Source organism: Kytococcus sedentarius DSM 20547, from assembly GCF_000023925.1.
Taxonomy (GTDB): Bacteria; Actinomycetota; Actinomycetes; order Actinomycetales; family Dermatophilaceae; genus Kytococcus; species Kytococcus sedentarius.
The window spans coordinates 1,292,117-1,306,003 of sequence record NC_013169.1 but is presented as its reverse complement, the minus strand read 5'-3'; the positions used below and the strand labels follow the sequence as shown (position 1 = coordinate 1,306,003).

The following is a 13,887-nucleotide window of genomic DNA, read 5'->3' as shown; positions in this document are numbered from 1 at the left end:
TCATGCCTGCACTCCGTCCGTGTGGTGGGGGTCGTTCATGAGGGTGTCCAGCACGGCCATGCGCACGGCCACCCCGGCGCTCACCTGGTCGAGCACCCGCGACCGGGCGTCGTCGGCGGCCTCGGGGCTGATCTCCAGGCCGCGGTTCATGGGCCCGGGGTGGCAGATCACGGCGTGTTCCGGCAGGGCGGCCAACCGGTCCCGGGTCAGGCCGTTGACCACCGTGTACTCACGCGGGGTCGGGAAGTACCCGCCGGCCATGCGCTCGGACTGCACGCGCAGCATCATGGCGGCGTCGACCGTGGGGAGCACCGCGTCGAGTTCGTGCGAGAGCGCGAAGCCGTCCCGTGCGGCCCAGGCCGCCGCCCCGCTGGGCATGAGCGTCGCCGGCGCGACCACCGTCACCCGCGCCCCCAGGGTGCGCAGCGCGATGAGGTTGGACCGCGCCACCCGGGAGTGGGTGACGTCCCCGACGATCGCGACGTGCCGCCCCTCCAGCTCCCCCAGGGCCCGGCGCAGGGTGAACGCGTCCAGGAGCGCCTGGGTGGGGTGCTCGTGGGTGCCGTCACCGGCGTTCACCACCGAGGCGCGGCGGCCCTGGGCGTCGAGCCAGCGGGCGATCTGCGCCGGTGCCCCCGATGCGGGGTGACGCACCACGAGCGCGTCCACCCCCATCGCGGCGATGGTGGCCACGGTGTCGCGCAGCGACTCCCCCTTGCTCACCGACGAGCCCTTGGCGGCGATGTTGATCGTGTCGGCCCCGAGCCACTTGCCGGCGATCTCGAAGGACGACCGGGTGCGGGTGGAGTCCTCGAAGAAAAGGTTGATGACGGTGCGGCCGCGCAGGTGGTCCCGCTTCTTCACCCGCTCGTCCTGCAGCGCGAGGTGCCCCTCGGCCGCATCGAGGAGCCGCAGGAGGGACTCCCGGTCCAGGTCGGCGATGCTGAGCAGGTGCTTCATCGGGCCTCCTCGCCCTCGCGGAGGATCTGGACGGCGTCCATCCCGTCGGGTTCGGCGAGCCGCAACTGCACCCGCTCGTCGGCGGCACTGGGCAGGTTCTTGCCGACGTGGTCGGCCCGGATGGGCAGCTCGCGATGGCCGCGGTCCACCAGGACGGCCAGGCGGATGGCCCGCGGGCGCCCGGCGGCGGAGACGGCGTCCATCGCGGCGCGCACCGTGCGGCCGGTGTGCAGCACGTCGTCGACGAGCACGACCACGCGGTCGGAGACCTGGTCGGCGTCGAGGGGCGCGCCGGAGGGCGCGGGGCGGGCGCGGTCCGGCGACCTGCCGGAGCGATCGGCCCCCCGGCCCAGGTCGTCGCGGTGCGGGGCCGGGTCGATCGCGAGACAGGGCACGGCGGCGCCCTCGATGGCGTGGATGGCGGCGGCCAGGCGGTGGGCCAGGGGCAGGCCGCGGGTGGGGATGCCGAGCAGGACGAGGCGCTCGGCTCCGTCGTTCCGCTCGAGCAGCTCGTGGGCCATCCGTCGGATGGCGCGCTGGATGTCCTGGTCGGACAGGACGGTACGCACAGTGGGGTTGTTCCCCATCGTGACCTCCTTGGCTGCCTCACGGGACAGGCCGTTAAAGGATGTCGGACGCCGCACACCCTAGGGCATGGCGTGCGAGGGTGTCACCCGCCTCAGACGATGGTCGCCTTCATCTGGCTGATGCGGGTGAGCAGCCCCGAGACGAAGTTCGGGGACTCGTCGGTGGACAGGTGGGCGGCGAGGTTCACGGCCTCGCTGATGGCCACCGCATCGGGCACGTCCTCGGCCCACACGATCTCGTAGGTGCCCAGGCGCAGGATGGCGCGGTCCACCGCCGGCATGCGCTCGAGCGACCAGCCCTGCGACCAGGAGGACAGGGCATCGTTGATCGAGGCCCAGTGGGACACCACGCCCTCGACGAGGGTGACGGTGAACTCGGGCACCACGACCTGGGCCTCCGGCTCCTCCCGCCGGCGTGCCATGAGCACCTCGACGTTCAGGGACCGCTGCTCGGCCTCGAAGAGCAGGTCGACCGCGCGCTTGCGGGCCTTGGAACGAGCGGCCATCAGGAGACGCGGCTGATGTACGAGCCGTCGCGGGTGTCGACCTTCACCAGGGTGTCGCTCTCCAGGAACAGCGGCACCTGGATCTCGGCGCCGGTCTCCAGCGTGGCGGGCTTGGTGCCACCGGTCGACCGGTCGCCCTGCAGGCCCGGGTCGGTGTGGGTGATGCGCAGCTCGACGCTCGGGGGCAGCTCGATGAACAGCGGCACGCCCTCGTGCGTGGAGACCTGCACCTCCTGGTTCTCCAGCATGAAGCGAGAGGCGTCGCCGACGATCTCGGCGGGGATCGGGAGCTGCTCGTAGTCCTTGGTGTCCATGAAGATGAAGGAGTCACCGTCGTTGTACAGGTACTGCATGTCCCGGCGGTCGACCGTGGCGGTCTCCACCTTCGTGCCGGCATTGAAGGTCTTGTCGACGGTCTTGCCGGACAGGACGTTCTTGATCTTGGTGCGCACGAAGGCCGGCCCCTTGCCGGGCTTGACGTGCTGGAACTCCTGCACCTGCCAGAGCTGGCCCTCCAGCTTGAGCACCATGCCGTTCTTCAGGTCGTTCGTCGTGGCCACGGGGAAGTCCTTCTGCGTCGTCGGGGAGTTCGTGTGCCCTCGGTGCACCGGCACGCGGTGTGGGCAGTCGGCAATCCTACCGACTGGCCGACTGGGCTCTCCGCCGGCGGCGCAGGGGCTGGTAGAACGGGGGCATGCACCCCCTCAAGGCCCTGGCCCTTCCCGCCGTCGGACTCGCCGGGTGGGCGGCGCAGAACGCGTTCCAGAAGAAGCACGCCATCCTGCGCACCTTCCCCGTCCTGGGCAACGCACGGTACGCCTTGGAGACGATCGGTCCGGAGCTCCGGCAGTACATCGTGGCCTCCAACGACCAGGAACGACCGTTCAACCGCGACCAGCGGTCCTGGATCTACGCCGCTGCCAAGCAGCAGAACACCTACGCGGGCTTCGGGACCGACAACAACGTGGAGTTCGACGAGGGGTGGCTGGTGGTGAAGCACCGCACCTTCAGCAGCGAGGCGCCCCCCACCTCCCACGGCCACCCCGGCGACCCCGCACTGCTCCCCTCGGCCAAGGTCCTGGGCGGGCCCCGCGGGCGTCGACACGCCTTCCGGCCCGAGTCGGTCGTGAACGTCTCGGCCATGAGCTACGGGTCGCTGTCCGGCCGGGCCGTGCGCGCCATCAACCAGGGCGTGGCCATGGCCGGCGCCATGCACAACACCGGCGAGGGTGGGCTCTCCGTGCACCACCAGCAGGGGGGCGACCTCATCTTCCAGGTGGGCACCGGGTACTTCGGGTGCCGTGACGAGAAGGGCCGGCTGTCGATCCCGATGCTGGTTGAACTCACCCAGGCCAATCCCGTCAGGGCCATCGAGATCAAGCTCTCGCAGGGTGCCAAGCCCGGCCTGGGCGGGATGCTCCCCGGGGACAAGGTCACGCCCGAGATCGCGGCGATCCGCGGGGTGCCGGTCGGCCAGGACGTCGCCTCCCCCTCGCGCCACTCGGCCTTCAACAGCGTGGACTCGATGCTGGACGTCGTCGAGGAGATCGCCGAGGCCACCGGGCTCCCGGTGGGGATCAAGTCGGCCATCGGGGAGATCAACATGTGGGAGGAGCTCGCCGACCAGATGATCGGCGGCGAGCGAGGCGTCGACTTCATCACGGTCGACGGGGGCGAGGGCGGCACGGGGGCGGCGCCCTCGTTGTTCAGCGACCACGTGGCCCTCCCCTTCCGCCTCGGCTTCAGCCGGGTCTACTCGACCTTCGCCCGTGCCGGGATCACCGACAAGGTGACCTTCATCGGGGCAGGCAAGCTGGGCATCCCCTCCAACGGGATCGTGGCGATGGCACTCGGGGCGGACATGCTCTACGTCGCGCGCGAGGCGATGATGGCCGTGGGCTGCATCCAGGCCCAGAAGTGCCACACCGGTGGCTGCCCCACCGGGGTGGCCACGCAGAACCCCTGGCTGGAACGGGGCATCGACGTGCCGTCGAAGGCGCAGCGGACCCGTAACTACATCCGTGAGCTGCGCGCGCAGCTGCTGCGGCTCGCCGAGGCCGTGGGCGTCGCCCACCCCGGGTTCGTCACCACCGACGACCTCGAGCTGATGTGGGGCACGCGCGAGGGCCGATCCCTGCGCGAGGTCTACAACTACGAGCTGGGCTGGGGCGGCGTGCCCGAGGAGCTGCGGCACGAGGTCGTCGACCTGATGCACGAGCTCACCCAGCCGGACCAGACCGACGACTCCCCCGTGGAGGCGTGAGGACCGCGCGACTCCCCCCGCGACCGACGCCCGGCGGTGCCGGACCCGTTGTGTTGCAGTTGAGTAACGACGGGCCGTTGCGTGCGGTGACTCGGCCCACAGGCGCTTAGGGTGGTGCACGCCACGGTCCCGGCTGTGGCATCCCATCAGCAACAGGAGGATCCATGGCGATCAAGCGCAACAAGTGGCTGGCCAGCGCGGCCGGCGTCGCGGCACTGTCCCTGACGCTCACCGCATGTGGTGGCGACGACGAGTCCGGCGGCGACGAGTCCAGCTCGTCCCAGACCAGCGCCGAGGAGTCGGGCTCGGGCTCGGGTGACGAGTCCAGCGAGTCCGGCAGCGACGAGTCCAGCTCCGGTGGCGACGACGCCGCTGCGGGCGGGGGCAACGACGAGATCATCACGGCGAACGGCTCCGAGCCGCAGAACCCGCTGATCCCGGCCAACACCACCGAGACCGGTGGCGGCAAGATCCTCGACATGGTCTTCGCCAAGCTCATCGACTACGACTCCGAGGGCCAGTCGGTCATGGACGTCGCCGAGTCGATCGAGTCCGAGGACAACAAGGTCTGGACCATCAAGATCAAGGACGACCGCAAGTTCTCCGACGGGACGCCGGTCACCGCCCAGTCGTTCGTCGACGCCTGGAACTGGGGCGCCCACATCGACAACAACAACCAGGCCGCCTACTTCTTCGAGCCGATCCAGGGCTACGCCGAGGTGCACCCTGCCTCCGAGGAGGGCTCCGAGGAGGCTCCCGCGGCCGAGGCCGAGGAGATGTCCGGCCTCAAGGTCGTGGACGACACCACCTTCGAGGTCACCCTCGAGGAGGCCTACGCCGCGTTCCCGCAGCGTCTGGGCTACACCGCCTTCGCCCCGCTGCCCGAGTCCTTCTTCGAGGACCCCGAGGCCTTCGGCGAGAAGCCGGTCGGCAACGGCCCGTACATGGTCGAGGAGTGGAACCACAACGTCGGCGCCAAGCTGGTCAAGAACCCGAACTACGTGGGTGACAGCCAGCCGAAGAACGGCGGCGTGGACGTGCAGTTCTACCAGGAGCAGGACGCGGCCTATGTCGACCTGCAGGCCGGCAAGCTCGACGTCCTGGACGCCGTTCCGGAGACCGCGCTGTCCACCTTCGAGGACGAGCTCGGCGACCGTGCGGTCAACCAGCCCGCCGGCGTGTTCCAGTCCTTCACCTTCCCGCTGTACGCCGACGCCCCGTTCGCCGGTGACTCCGAGGAGGCCAAGAAGATCCGCAAGGCCATCTCGATGTCCATCGACCGCGAGGGCATCACCCAGAAGATCTTCCAGGGCACCCGCACCCCGGCCAAGGACTTCTCGTCGCCCGTCGTCGACGGCTACGAGGAGGGCATCTGTGGTGAGCTCTGTGAGCACGACGACGAGAAGGCCAAGGCCCTCCTCGAGGAGGCCGGCGGCTGGAGCGGTGACCCGCTGACCATCGCGTTCAACTCCGACGGTGGCCACCAGGCCTGGGTCGACGCGGTCTGCGGTGAGATCACGAACGCCCTGGGCATCGAGTGCTCCGGCCAGGCCTACCCGAACTTCAAGGGTCTGCGTGACGACGTCGGCAGCAAGAACATGACCGGCGCCTTCCGCACCGGTTGGCAGATGGACTACCCGGCCCTGGAGAACTTCCTGACCCCGCTGTACAAGACGGGCGCCAGCTCCAACGACGGTGGCTACTCGAGCGAGGAGTTCGACAAGCTGCTGGACGAGGGTGACACCGCGGAGTCCAACGAGGAGTCGGTGGCCAAGTATCAGGAGGCCGAGAAGGTCCTGGTCGAGGACGCCCCGGCGATCCCGCTGTGGTACTCGAACACCACCGGTGGCTACAGCGAGAACGTCCAGGACGTGAACTTCGACGTCTTCGGCGTGCCGGAGTACCACAACATCGTCAAGAACTGACGATGAGCAGCGCTCGGTGACGGCTGCCGAGCACTGACTCCCGGCGACTGTGGGGGACCCCGAACGGGTCCCCCACAGTCGTCTCAGGGCGTGTCCTGTGACCTGGGCCTCACCGGGCCTGTAGTGTTCCGGCGTTGCACATGGGCCCCGCTCCCCCGCGAGGCCCGATCCCTGCCCCGTGCACCAGAAGACTTGAGGAGAAGTTGTGGGTACCTATGTGCTCCGGCGATTGCTCCAGATGATCCCCGTGTTCATCCTGGCGACATTGCTGCTGTACGCCATGGTCTACGGACTTCCAGGCGACGCCGCTGCCGCACTGTGTGGCGACCGTGCCTGTGACCCGGCGTTCGTCCAGAGGTTCAACGAGGAGTACCACCTCGACGAGCCGTTGCTCGTGCAGTACGGCTACTACCTGCAGGGCATCGTGACCCTGGACTTCGGTGAGACCTTCACCGGCCGCCCCGTCATCGAGGTCATGAAGGAGACCTTCCCGGTCACCATCAAGCTGGCGATGATCGCCTGGGCCTTCGAGGTCCTCATCGGCATCCCGATCGGTCTGATCGCCGGTCTGAACCACGGCACCTTCCTGGACACCGCGGCCCTGCTGCTGACCCTGTTGGTCATCTCGATCCCCGTGTTCGTCCTGGGCTTCCTGGCCCAGTTCTTCCTCGGTCTGCGCTGGGAGATCTTCGAGCCCACGGTGGGTGGAGACGCCTCGTGGTCCGCCCTGTTGTTGCCCGGCATCGTCCTCGCAGCGCTCTCGGTTGCGTACATCACGCGACTCATGCGCACCTCGATCGTCGAGAACAAGGGTTCCGACTACGTCAAGACCGCGCTGGCCAAGGGTCTGCCGAAGCACCGCATCATCGGCGTGCACCTGTTGCGCAACTCCCTCATCCCGGTCGTGACCTTCCTGGGCACCGACCTGGGTGCGCTCATGGGTGGCGCCATCGTCACCGAGGGCATCTTCAACGTCCCGGGCGTCGGTAACCAGATCTTCCGCGCTATCAACGCCGGCGAGAACGCCACGGTGGTCTCGTTCGTGACGGTGCTGATCTTCGTGTACCTCATCGCGAACCTGATCGTGGACCTGCTCTACGCCGTGCTCGACCCGAGGATCCGCCTTGACTGAACGAAACCAGCACGAAGCCCAGCTCGAGGCCGAGGAGTTCGACCTCGAGCACGAGCGCGCCAGCCGCGTCGACTCCGACCAGCTCTCGGCGGACCCCGCCCAGAACGAGCGGACCGACGGCGGCGCACCCGCGGATGACCCGAACGCCAACGTGGGCAAGCCGCGCAGCCTGGCGCAGGACGCGGCGGCCGACCTCATCCGCAACCCCATGTTCATCATCAGCCTCGTGCTGATGCTGCTCATGATGGTGATGGCACTGTTCCCGGGGATCTTCACCTCCGTGGACCCCCAGGCGCAGAACATCATGGACAGCCTCGAGCCGGCCCGCGACGGCCACCCGCTGGGCTTCGACCAGCAGGGCCACGACATCTTCGCGCGCGTGGTGCACGGTGCCCGTGCGTCCATCTCCGTCGGCGTGCTCACCACCCTCGGCGTGGTGCTGTTGGGCGGTGCCATCGGCGCCATCGCCGGCTACTTCGGTGGCTGGATCGATGCGGTGCTCTCGCGCATCCTGGACACCTTCCTGGCCATCCCGCTGCTGCTCGCCGGCATCGTGGTCATGTCGATGGTCGAGCACATCGACCTGCCCGGTCTGGGCTGGCTGGGGCGCAACATCCCCACCGTCGCCCTGATGCTGGTGATCTTCGGTTGGACGAGCGTCGCCCGCATCATGCGCGGCGCGGTGCTGCAGGCCAAGCAGGCCGACTACGTGACCGCGGCGCGGTCGATGGGCGCCAGCACCTGGCGCATCATCACCACGCACATCATCCCCAACGCCATCGCGCCGGTGATCGTCATCGCGACGATCTCGCTGGGCATGTTCATCGTCTCCGAGGCCACCCTGAGCTACCTGGGCATCGGTCTGGACACCGAGGCGACCGTCTCCTGGGGTGGTGACATCTCCAACGCCCAGCGTGTGCTGCGCACCCACCCGATGATCATGTTCTGGCCGTCGCTGGCGCTCTCGGTCTGCGTGCTGAGCTTCATGCTCCTCGGTGACGCCGTCCGTGACGCCCTCGACCCGAAGCTGCGATGAGGAGCAACGACATGACAGACAAGAACCCTGCGCAGCGACCCGCCAGCACCCGCACCCAGGGTGTCCCCGTCGCGAACCGTGCCGCCAAGGGCGAGGTGCTCCTCGAGGTCGACGACCTCCACGTGGAGTTCCGCACCAAGGCCGGTGTGGCCCGGGCGGTGAACGGCGTGAACTACACCCTGCGCGCCGGGGAGACCCTGGCCGTCCTGGGTGAGTCCGGGTCGGGCAAGTCCGTGACGGCCCAGGCCGTCATGGGCATCCTCGACTCGCCTCCCGGCAAGATCACCGGCGGTGAGGTCCGCTTCCGTGGCAAGGACCTGCTGGCCATGAAGGAGTCCGAGCGCCGGCTGTACCGCGGCGAGAAGATCTCCATGATCTTCCAGGACTCCCTCTCGGCCCTGAACCCCGTCTTCCCCGTCGGTGCGCAGATCGCGGAGATGTTCCGCGTGCACCGCAAGATGGGCAAGAAGGAGGCGACGGAGCGCGCCATCGAGCTGATGGACCGCGTGCGCATCCCTGCGGCCCGCGAGCGGGTGAACAACTACCCGCACGAGTTCTCCGGTGGTATGCGCCAGCGCATCATGATCGCCATGGCGATCGCGCTGGACCCCGAGGTGCTGATCGCCGACGAGCCCACCACGGCCCTCGACGTGACCGTGCAGGCCCAGGTGATGGAGCTCCTCGGAGAGCTCCAGAGCGAGATGAACATGGGCCTGATCCTCATCACCCACGACCTGGGTGTGGTGGCCGACGTCGCCGATCAGATCGCGGTGATGTACGCCGGGCGCATCGTCGAGCAGGCGCCGGCCCGCGAGCTCTACAAGAACCCGGCCCACCCTTACACCGAGCGCCTCCTGGCCTCCATCCCGCGCGTGGACCAGAAGGGTCAGAAGCTCACCGTCATCGAGGGACTGCCCCCGATGCTCACGAACATCCCCCCGGGATGTGCCTTCAACCCGCGGTGCCCGTATGCGCAGGACATCTGCCGCGCGGACCCGCCGCCGCCGTTGGCGCAGTTCACCCCGGAGCGCGCCTCGGCGTGCCACTTCTGGAAGGAGACGCTCGATGGGAGCCAGCGCGTTGCGTCCTGAGGACGCCCGGGACCCGCAGGAGGTCCGAACCACCGAGACCGCAGGGCAGCCCGCCGGAGCGACGGCCGCCGACCGCCCGGACGCGGCCACCCTGCAAGCGACCACCGGCTCGGCCACCGACGCGGACTGGAACCGTGACCACTCGGCGGAGAACCCGAACAACCCCGGGGTCCCGGCCCGTGCCGTGGAGACCAATGTCGACGAGGTCGTCGCCACGGGTGTCCGCAAGGACCGCCTGGGTGAGACCCCCGTCATCAGTGGGCGTGGGCTGAAGCGGCACTACCCGCTGACCAAGGGTGTCTTCAAGCGCGTGTACGGCCACGTCCGCGCCGTCGACGGTGTGGACTTCGACCTGTACCGCGGCGAGACCCTGGGCGTGGTGGGAGAGTCCGGCTGTGGCAAGTCCACGCTCGGACGCCTCATCATGTCCCTGGAGAAGCCCACCGAGGGTGAGCTCTTCTACAAGGGCCAGGACATCTCGTCCATGAACTCCCGCGAGTTCCGCGAGATGCGGCGCAACGTCCAGATGGTGCTGCAAGACCCGTATACCTCCCTGGACCCGCGCATGACGGTGGGCGACATCATCGCCGAGCCGTTCCGCATCCACACCGACGTGCTCCCCCGCGGCAAGCGGACGGCACGCGTTAAGGAGCTCATCGACCTGGTGGGCCTCAACCCGGAGCACATCAACCGCTACCCGCACCAGTTCTCCGGTGGTCAGCGTCAGCGCATCGGCATCGCCCGCGGCCTGGCCCTGAACCCCGAGGTCATCGTCTGCGACGAGCCGGTCTCCGCGCTCGACGTGTCGGTGCAGGCGCAGGTGGTGAACCTGATGGAGGAGCTGCAGGACGAGCTGGGGCTCTCCTACATCTTCATCGCCCACGACCTCTCGGTGGTGCGCCACATCTCCGACCGCGTAGCCGTGATGTACCTGGGCCGCATGGTGGAGCTCGGCGACGAGGACCAGATCTACGGCCGCCCGGTGCACCCGTACACCCAGGCGCTGCTCTCCGCGGTGCCGGTGCCGGACCCCGAGCTGCGTGGCAAGCGCAACCAGATCCGCCTCGAGGGCGACGTGCCCTCCCCGGCCAACCCGCCGTCGGGCTGCCGCTTCCGCACCCGCTGCTGGAAGGCCGTGGAGCTGTGTGCCACGAGCGACCCGCAGCTGGAGATCCGCGAGGGCACCGACCACCCGAGCCGGTGCATCTTCTCCGAGGAGCGCCACGTGGTCGAGGCGGTCCGCTGAGGCACTGCCGCACCACACTGCCGGAGGGCGGGTCCGCACCAGCGGGCCCGCCCTCCGGCGTGTTGTCCGGCGTCGCTCCCCCGGCCCGGGAACACTCTGCTGCGTCCCCGGCCGGGGGTCCGCCTCAGGCCGGGCTCACGGCCCCCCACGCCCGCTCCAGCGCCTCCTCGTCGGCCACCTCCCGGGTGACCGGCTCACAGGCCTCGGCCAGCAGCACGAAGCGCAGGGTGCCGGCGCGTGCCTTCTTGTCCCCGGCCATCGCGGCCCGCACCTCGGGCCACCTCGCCGCGCCGCGATAGTGCGTGGGCAGGCCCACCGCCGTGAGCAGCTCGCGTACCTCCTGCGTCCCGGGCCACAGGTCCAGCTCCTCCCCCAGCGCTGCGCCATAGACCATGCCGATCGCCACCGCATCGCCGTGGCGCAGGCGGTAGTCCTCCAGCTTCTCCAGCGCGTGGCCCAGGGTGTGCCCGAAGTTCAGGTGCTCCCGCACGCCGGCCTCCCGGGTGTCGGCGGCCACCGCCCGCGCCTTCACCCGCAGCGCGCGGCGCACGAGCTCGGCCAGGAAGGGCCAGTCGCGCGGGTCCTCCCCCCTCCGGGCCCCCTGCCGGACCAGGTCGAGGATCTCCCGCCCGTCCAGGTCCGCCGAGTCGATGTAGCCGCACTTGACGACCTCGGCCAGGCCCGCACGCACGTCGTCGGTCGGCAGGCCGCCCAGCAGGTCCAGGTCGGCCACCACGGCCCGCGGCTGGTGGAAGGCCCCCACCAGGTTCTTGCCCGCGGCAGTGTTGATGCCGGTCTTCCCGCCGACGGAGGCGTCCACCATCGCCAACAGGGTGGTCGGCACGTGCACGACGTCGACACCCCGCATCCAGGTGGCCGCGGCGAAGCCGGTGACGTCCGTGGCAGCCCCTCCCCCGACGGCGACCAGCAGGTCGTGCCGGTCGAGCCCCGCGCCGGCGCAGGCCTCCCAGATGCCGGCGACGCCGGCCAGGCTCTTGCCCGGCTCGGCGGGCTCGATGCGGTGACGGTGCACCTGTGTGCCCAACGCCGTCAGCGTGTCGGCCACCGATTCCACAGCGTCCTGAACGTCCGGCTGGTGCACCACGAGCGCGCGGTGGGGCACGCCGCCGGTCGCAGTCAGGAGGTCGGGCAGCTCCCGGAGCGCCCGGTGGCCGATCGCCACCGGGTAGTCCTGGCCGGTGCTCGTGGACACCGAGACCCGCAGCCCCGCGTGCGCGGCCACCGGCCCGTGGAGTGGCTCGTCGAGCCGTTGCCGGAGGACAGCCGCCACCTCGTGGGCCGGGCGCCCGGTCGTGTCGATCACGTGCGTGGCCAGCTCCGCGTAGGTGTCGCGGCGAGCGGCCTCCAGGGTGCGCCAGCGAATCAGTGCCTCCTCGGGGTCCCCGGCCAGGAGGGGGCGGCCCCCTTCGCCGAGACGCTCTGCCATCGCCTCGGGGTCCACCTGCAGCCAGATGACGGCCCGGCCGGCGGCGGCGTGCTCGCGCAGCACCTCCTGCACGGCATGGGTCATGACCGCCCCGCCGCCCAGGCTCACCACCCCACCAGCCCGCAGGGAACCCCCGTTCGTGGTGACGGCCTCGCGCACCACCTCGGCCTCCAGGGCCCGGAAGTGCTCCTGGCCGTGGCGCTCGAAGATCTCGGGGATGCTGCACCCCGCGCGCTCAGCCACCTGACGATCGGTGTCGATGACGGTGCGGGACGACCCCGCCAGCAGCTTGGCCACGCTGGACTTGCCCACCCCCGGCGGCCCGATGAGCACGACCTCGGCCGGTGTGGGCTCGAGGGACACCCGCTGCCAGGGCAGGCGCCCCGTGCGGTGCCACCCGGCCTGCTGGGGAGCACCGTGGGAGAACCATCCGAACTCCCGGCGGCGCCGTCGCGTCATGGCCGGCCACCCATGCCGGCCAGGCGCCGGCGGTAGTGCTCCACGGCCGCCCGGGTGTCCTCGAGGTGGTCGCCCCCGAACTTCTCCAGCACCGCCCGCAGCAGCACCAGGGCCACCTCGGCCTCGGCCACGACGCCCGCAGCCGGCACCGCGCACACGTCGGAGCGCTGGTGGTGGGCCGTCGCGGCCTCCCCGGTCGCGACGTCCACCGTCCGCAGGGCCCGCGGCACCGTGCTGATCGGCTTCATCGCCGCGCGTACACGCAGTAGCTCGCCGGTGGACATGCCGCCCTCGACCCCACCGGACCGGTCGGTCACCCGGCGGATGGCGCCCTCGTCCCACTCCATCTCGTCGTGGGCGGCACTGCCGGGCTGGTCGGCCACGTCGAAGCCGTCGCCGAGCTCCACCCCCTTGATCGCCTGGATGGACATGAGTGCCCCCGCGAGCTGCGCGTCGAGCCTGCGGTCGCCGTGCACGTGGGAGCCCAGCCCCGACGGCAGCCCGGCCACGACGACCTCCACCACCCCGCCGAGGGTGTCGCCCGCGCGCTTCGCCTCGTCGACGCGCTCCACCATCGTGGCCGCGGTCGCCGGGTCCCCGCAGCGGACCGGGTCGGCGTCGATGCGGGCGCGCCCCCCATCGGTGGTCAGGTCACCCAACGCCGCGCGGTCCAACACACCGTCCGGGACGTGCACCCCGCCGAGCGCCACCACGTGGCTGCCCAGCTCGATGCCGAGTGCTCCCAGCGCCTGCCGGGCGACCTCTCCGAGAGCCACCCGGGCCGCGGTCTCCCGAGCACTCGCGCGCTCCAGGACCGGACGCGCCTCGTCGAGCCCGTACTTCTGCATGCCCGCCAGGTCCGCATGACCGGGGCGCGGCCGCGTCAGCGGACGGTTCCGCGCGACCTCGCGCTCGTCGCCGCGCCCCGCATCGACCTGCAGCGACTCCGGCGGCACCGGGTCGGCAGACATCACCGCCTGCCACTTGGGCCACTCGGTGTTGTCGATGCGCAGGGCGACCGGCGAGCCCATCGTGACCCCGTGGCGCACACCCCCGATGAGGGTGACCCGGTCGGCCTCGAAGGACATGCGGGCCCCCCGGCCGTACCCGAGCCGTCGCCGCCCCAAGGCGCCCGCGAGGTCCTCCGTGGTCACCCCGACCCCGGCGGGCACTCCCTCGAGGACCCCGGTCAGGGCTTCTCCGTGCGACTCTCCGGCCGTCAACCACCTCAGCAT

General features: G+C 70.2%; 12 protein-coding genes. 6 read left to right on the top strand and 6 right to left on the bottom strand.

Annotated elements, in window-relative coordinates; translation table 11 throughout:
- The 4 genes from KSED_RS06175 to efp all read right to left on the bottom strand — a co-directional run bounded on the left by KSED_RS06175 (position 1) and on the right by efp (position 2,613).
- On the bottom strand, positions 1 to 960 hold the full coding sequence (locus KSED_RS06175) for an aspartate carbamoyltransferase catalytic subunit (RefSeq protein WP_015779243.1): 960 nt from the start codon (positions 958 to 960) through the stop codon (positions 1 to 3).
- Positions 957 to 1,547: a bifunctional pyr operon transcriptional regulator/uracil phosphoribosyltransferase PyrR gene (pyrR, locus tag KSED_RS06170; RefSeq protein WP_015779242.1), complete on the bottom strand. Its 591-nt coding sequence runs from the start codon at positions 1,545 to 1,547 to the stop codon at positions 957 to 959. The genes KSED_RS06175 and pyrR overlap by 4 nt, the downstream gene beginning before the upstream one ends.
- A gap of 92 nt (positions 1,548 to 1,639) precedes the next feature.
- A complete protein-coding gene (nusB, locus tag KSED_RS06165; RefSeq protein ID WP_015779241.1) occupies positions 1,640 to 2,053 on the bottom strand; it encodes a transcription antitermination factor NusB in 414 nt (137 codons plus the stop codon).
- Positions 2,053 to 2,613, bottom strand: coding sequence for an elongation factor P (efp, locus tag KSED_RS06160; protein WP_041291340.1), 561 nt, complete (start codon positions 2,611 to 2,613; stop codon positions 2,053 to 2,055). The genes nusB and efp overlap by 1 nt, the downstream gene beginning before the upstream one ends.
- Positions 2,614 to 2,747: 134 nt before the next feature.
- Between efp and KSED_RS06155 the strand changes: the two genes are divergently transcribed.
- From KSED_RS06155 to KSED_RS06130, 6 genes are all read left to right on the top strand, one after another.
- Positions 2,748 to 4,316: an FMN-binding glutamate synthase family protein gene (locus tag KSED_RS06155; protein WP_015779239.1), complete on the top strand. Its 1,569-nt coding sequence runs from the start codon at positions 2,748 to 2,750 to the stop codon at positions 4,314 to 4,316.
- 164 nt (positions 4,317 to 4,480) lie between these two features.
- Positions 4,481 to 6,241, top strand: a complete 1,761-nt coding sequence (locus tag KSED_RS06150) for a peptide ABC transporter substrate-binding protein (protein WP_015779238.1) — start codon at positions 4,481 to 4,483, stop codon at positions 6,239 to 6,241.
- Between the two features lie 205 nt (positions 6,242 to 6,446).
- On the top strand, positions 6,447 to 7,373 hold the full coding sequence (locus KSED_RS06145; protein WP_115306657.1) for an ABC transporter permease: 927 nt from the start codon (positions 6,447 to 6,449) through the stop codon (positions 7,371 to 7,373).
- The gene (locus KSED_RS06140; protein WP_015779236.1) at positions 7,366 to 8,409 is read left to right on the top strand and encodes an ABC transporter permease; all 1,044 of its coding nucleotides are present in this window, start codon (positions 7,366 to 7,368) and stop codon (positions 8,407 to 8,409) included. Before KSED_RS06145 ends, KSED_RS06140 begins: the two co-directional genes overlap by 8 nt.
- A gap of 11 nt (positions 8,410 to 8,420) precedes the next feature.
- Positions 8,421 to 9,500 carry an ABC transporter ATP-binding protein gene (locus KSED_RS06135; protein WP_015779235.1) on the top strand — a complete coding sequence of 360 codons (1,080 nt, stop codon included), beginning with the start codon at positions 8,421 to 8,423 and terminating at the stop codon, positions 9,498 to 9,500.
- On the top strand, positions 9,475 to 10,746 hold the full coding sequence (locus KSED_RS06130; protein WP_015779234.1) for an ABC transporter ATP-binding protein: 1,272 nt from the start codon (positions 9,475 to 9,477) through the stop codon (positions 10,744 to 10,746). Before KSED_RS06135 ends, KSED_RS06130 begins: the two co-directional genes overlap by 26 nt.
- A gap of 124 nt (positions 10,747 to 10,870) precedes the next feature.
- On the opposite strand, the gene aroB is transcribed toward KSED_RS06130, so the two are convergent.
- Complete coding sequence (gene aroB, locus KSED_RS06125; protein ID WP_015779233.1) at positions 10,871 to 12,652, bottom strand: 3-dehydroquinate synthase; 1,782 nt, start codon at positions 12,650 to 12,652, stop codon at positions 10,871 to 10,873.
- The gene (gene aroC, locus KSED_RS06120) at positions 12,649 to 13,887 is read right to left on the bottom strand and encodes a chorismate synthase (RefSeq protein WP_015779232.1); all 1,239 of its coding nucleotides are present in this window, start codon (positions 13,885 to 13,887) and stop codon (positions 12,649 to 12,651) included. The genes aroB and aroC overlap by 4 nt, the downstream gene beginning before the upstream one ends.

What these genes read in the sequence shown, in the direction of transcription:
- pyrR (WP_015779242.1), bottom strand. Translation starts at nt 1,547, where the DNA reads ATGGGGAACAACCCCACTGTGCGTACCGTCCTGTCCGACCAGGACATC.
- nusB (WP_015779241.1), bottom strand. Translation starts at nt 2,053, where the DNA reads ATGGCCGCTCGTTCCAAGGCCCGCAAGCGCGCGGTCGACCTGCTCTTC.
- KSED_RS06155 (WP_015779239.1), top strand. Translation starts at nt 2,748, where the DNA reads ATGCACCCCCTCAAGGCCCTGGCCCTTCCCGCCGTCGGACTCGCCGGG.
- KSED_RS06135 (WP_015779235.1), top strand. Translation starts at nt 8,421, where the DNA reads ATGACAGACAAGAACCCTGCGCAGCGACCCGCCAGCACCCGCACCCAG.
- aroC (WP_015779232.1), bottom strand. Translation starts at nt 13,887, where the DNA reads ATGCTGAGGTGGTTGACGGCCGGAGAGTCGCACGGAGAAGCCCTGACC.
- KSED_RS06130 (WP_015779234.1), top strand. Translation starts at nt 9,475, where the DNA reads ATGGGAGCCAGCGCGTTGCGTCCTGAGGACGCCCGGGACCCGCAGGAG.
- KSED_RS06150 (WP_015779238.1), top strand. Translation starts at nt 4,481, where the DNA reads ATGGCGATCAAGCGCAACAAGTGGCTGGCCAGCGCGGCCGGCGTCGCG.
- KSED_RS06175 (WP_015779243.1), bottom strand. Translation starts at nt 960, where the DNA reads ATGAAGCACCTGCTCAGCATCGCCGACCTGGACCGGGAGTCCCTCCTG.
- aroB (WP_015779233.1), bottom strand. Translation starts at nt 12,652, where the DNA reads ATGACGCGACGGCGCCGCCGGGAGTTCGGATGGTTCTCCCACGGTGCT.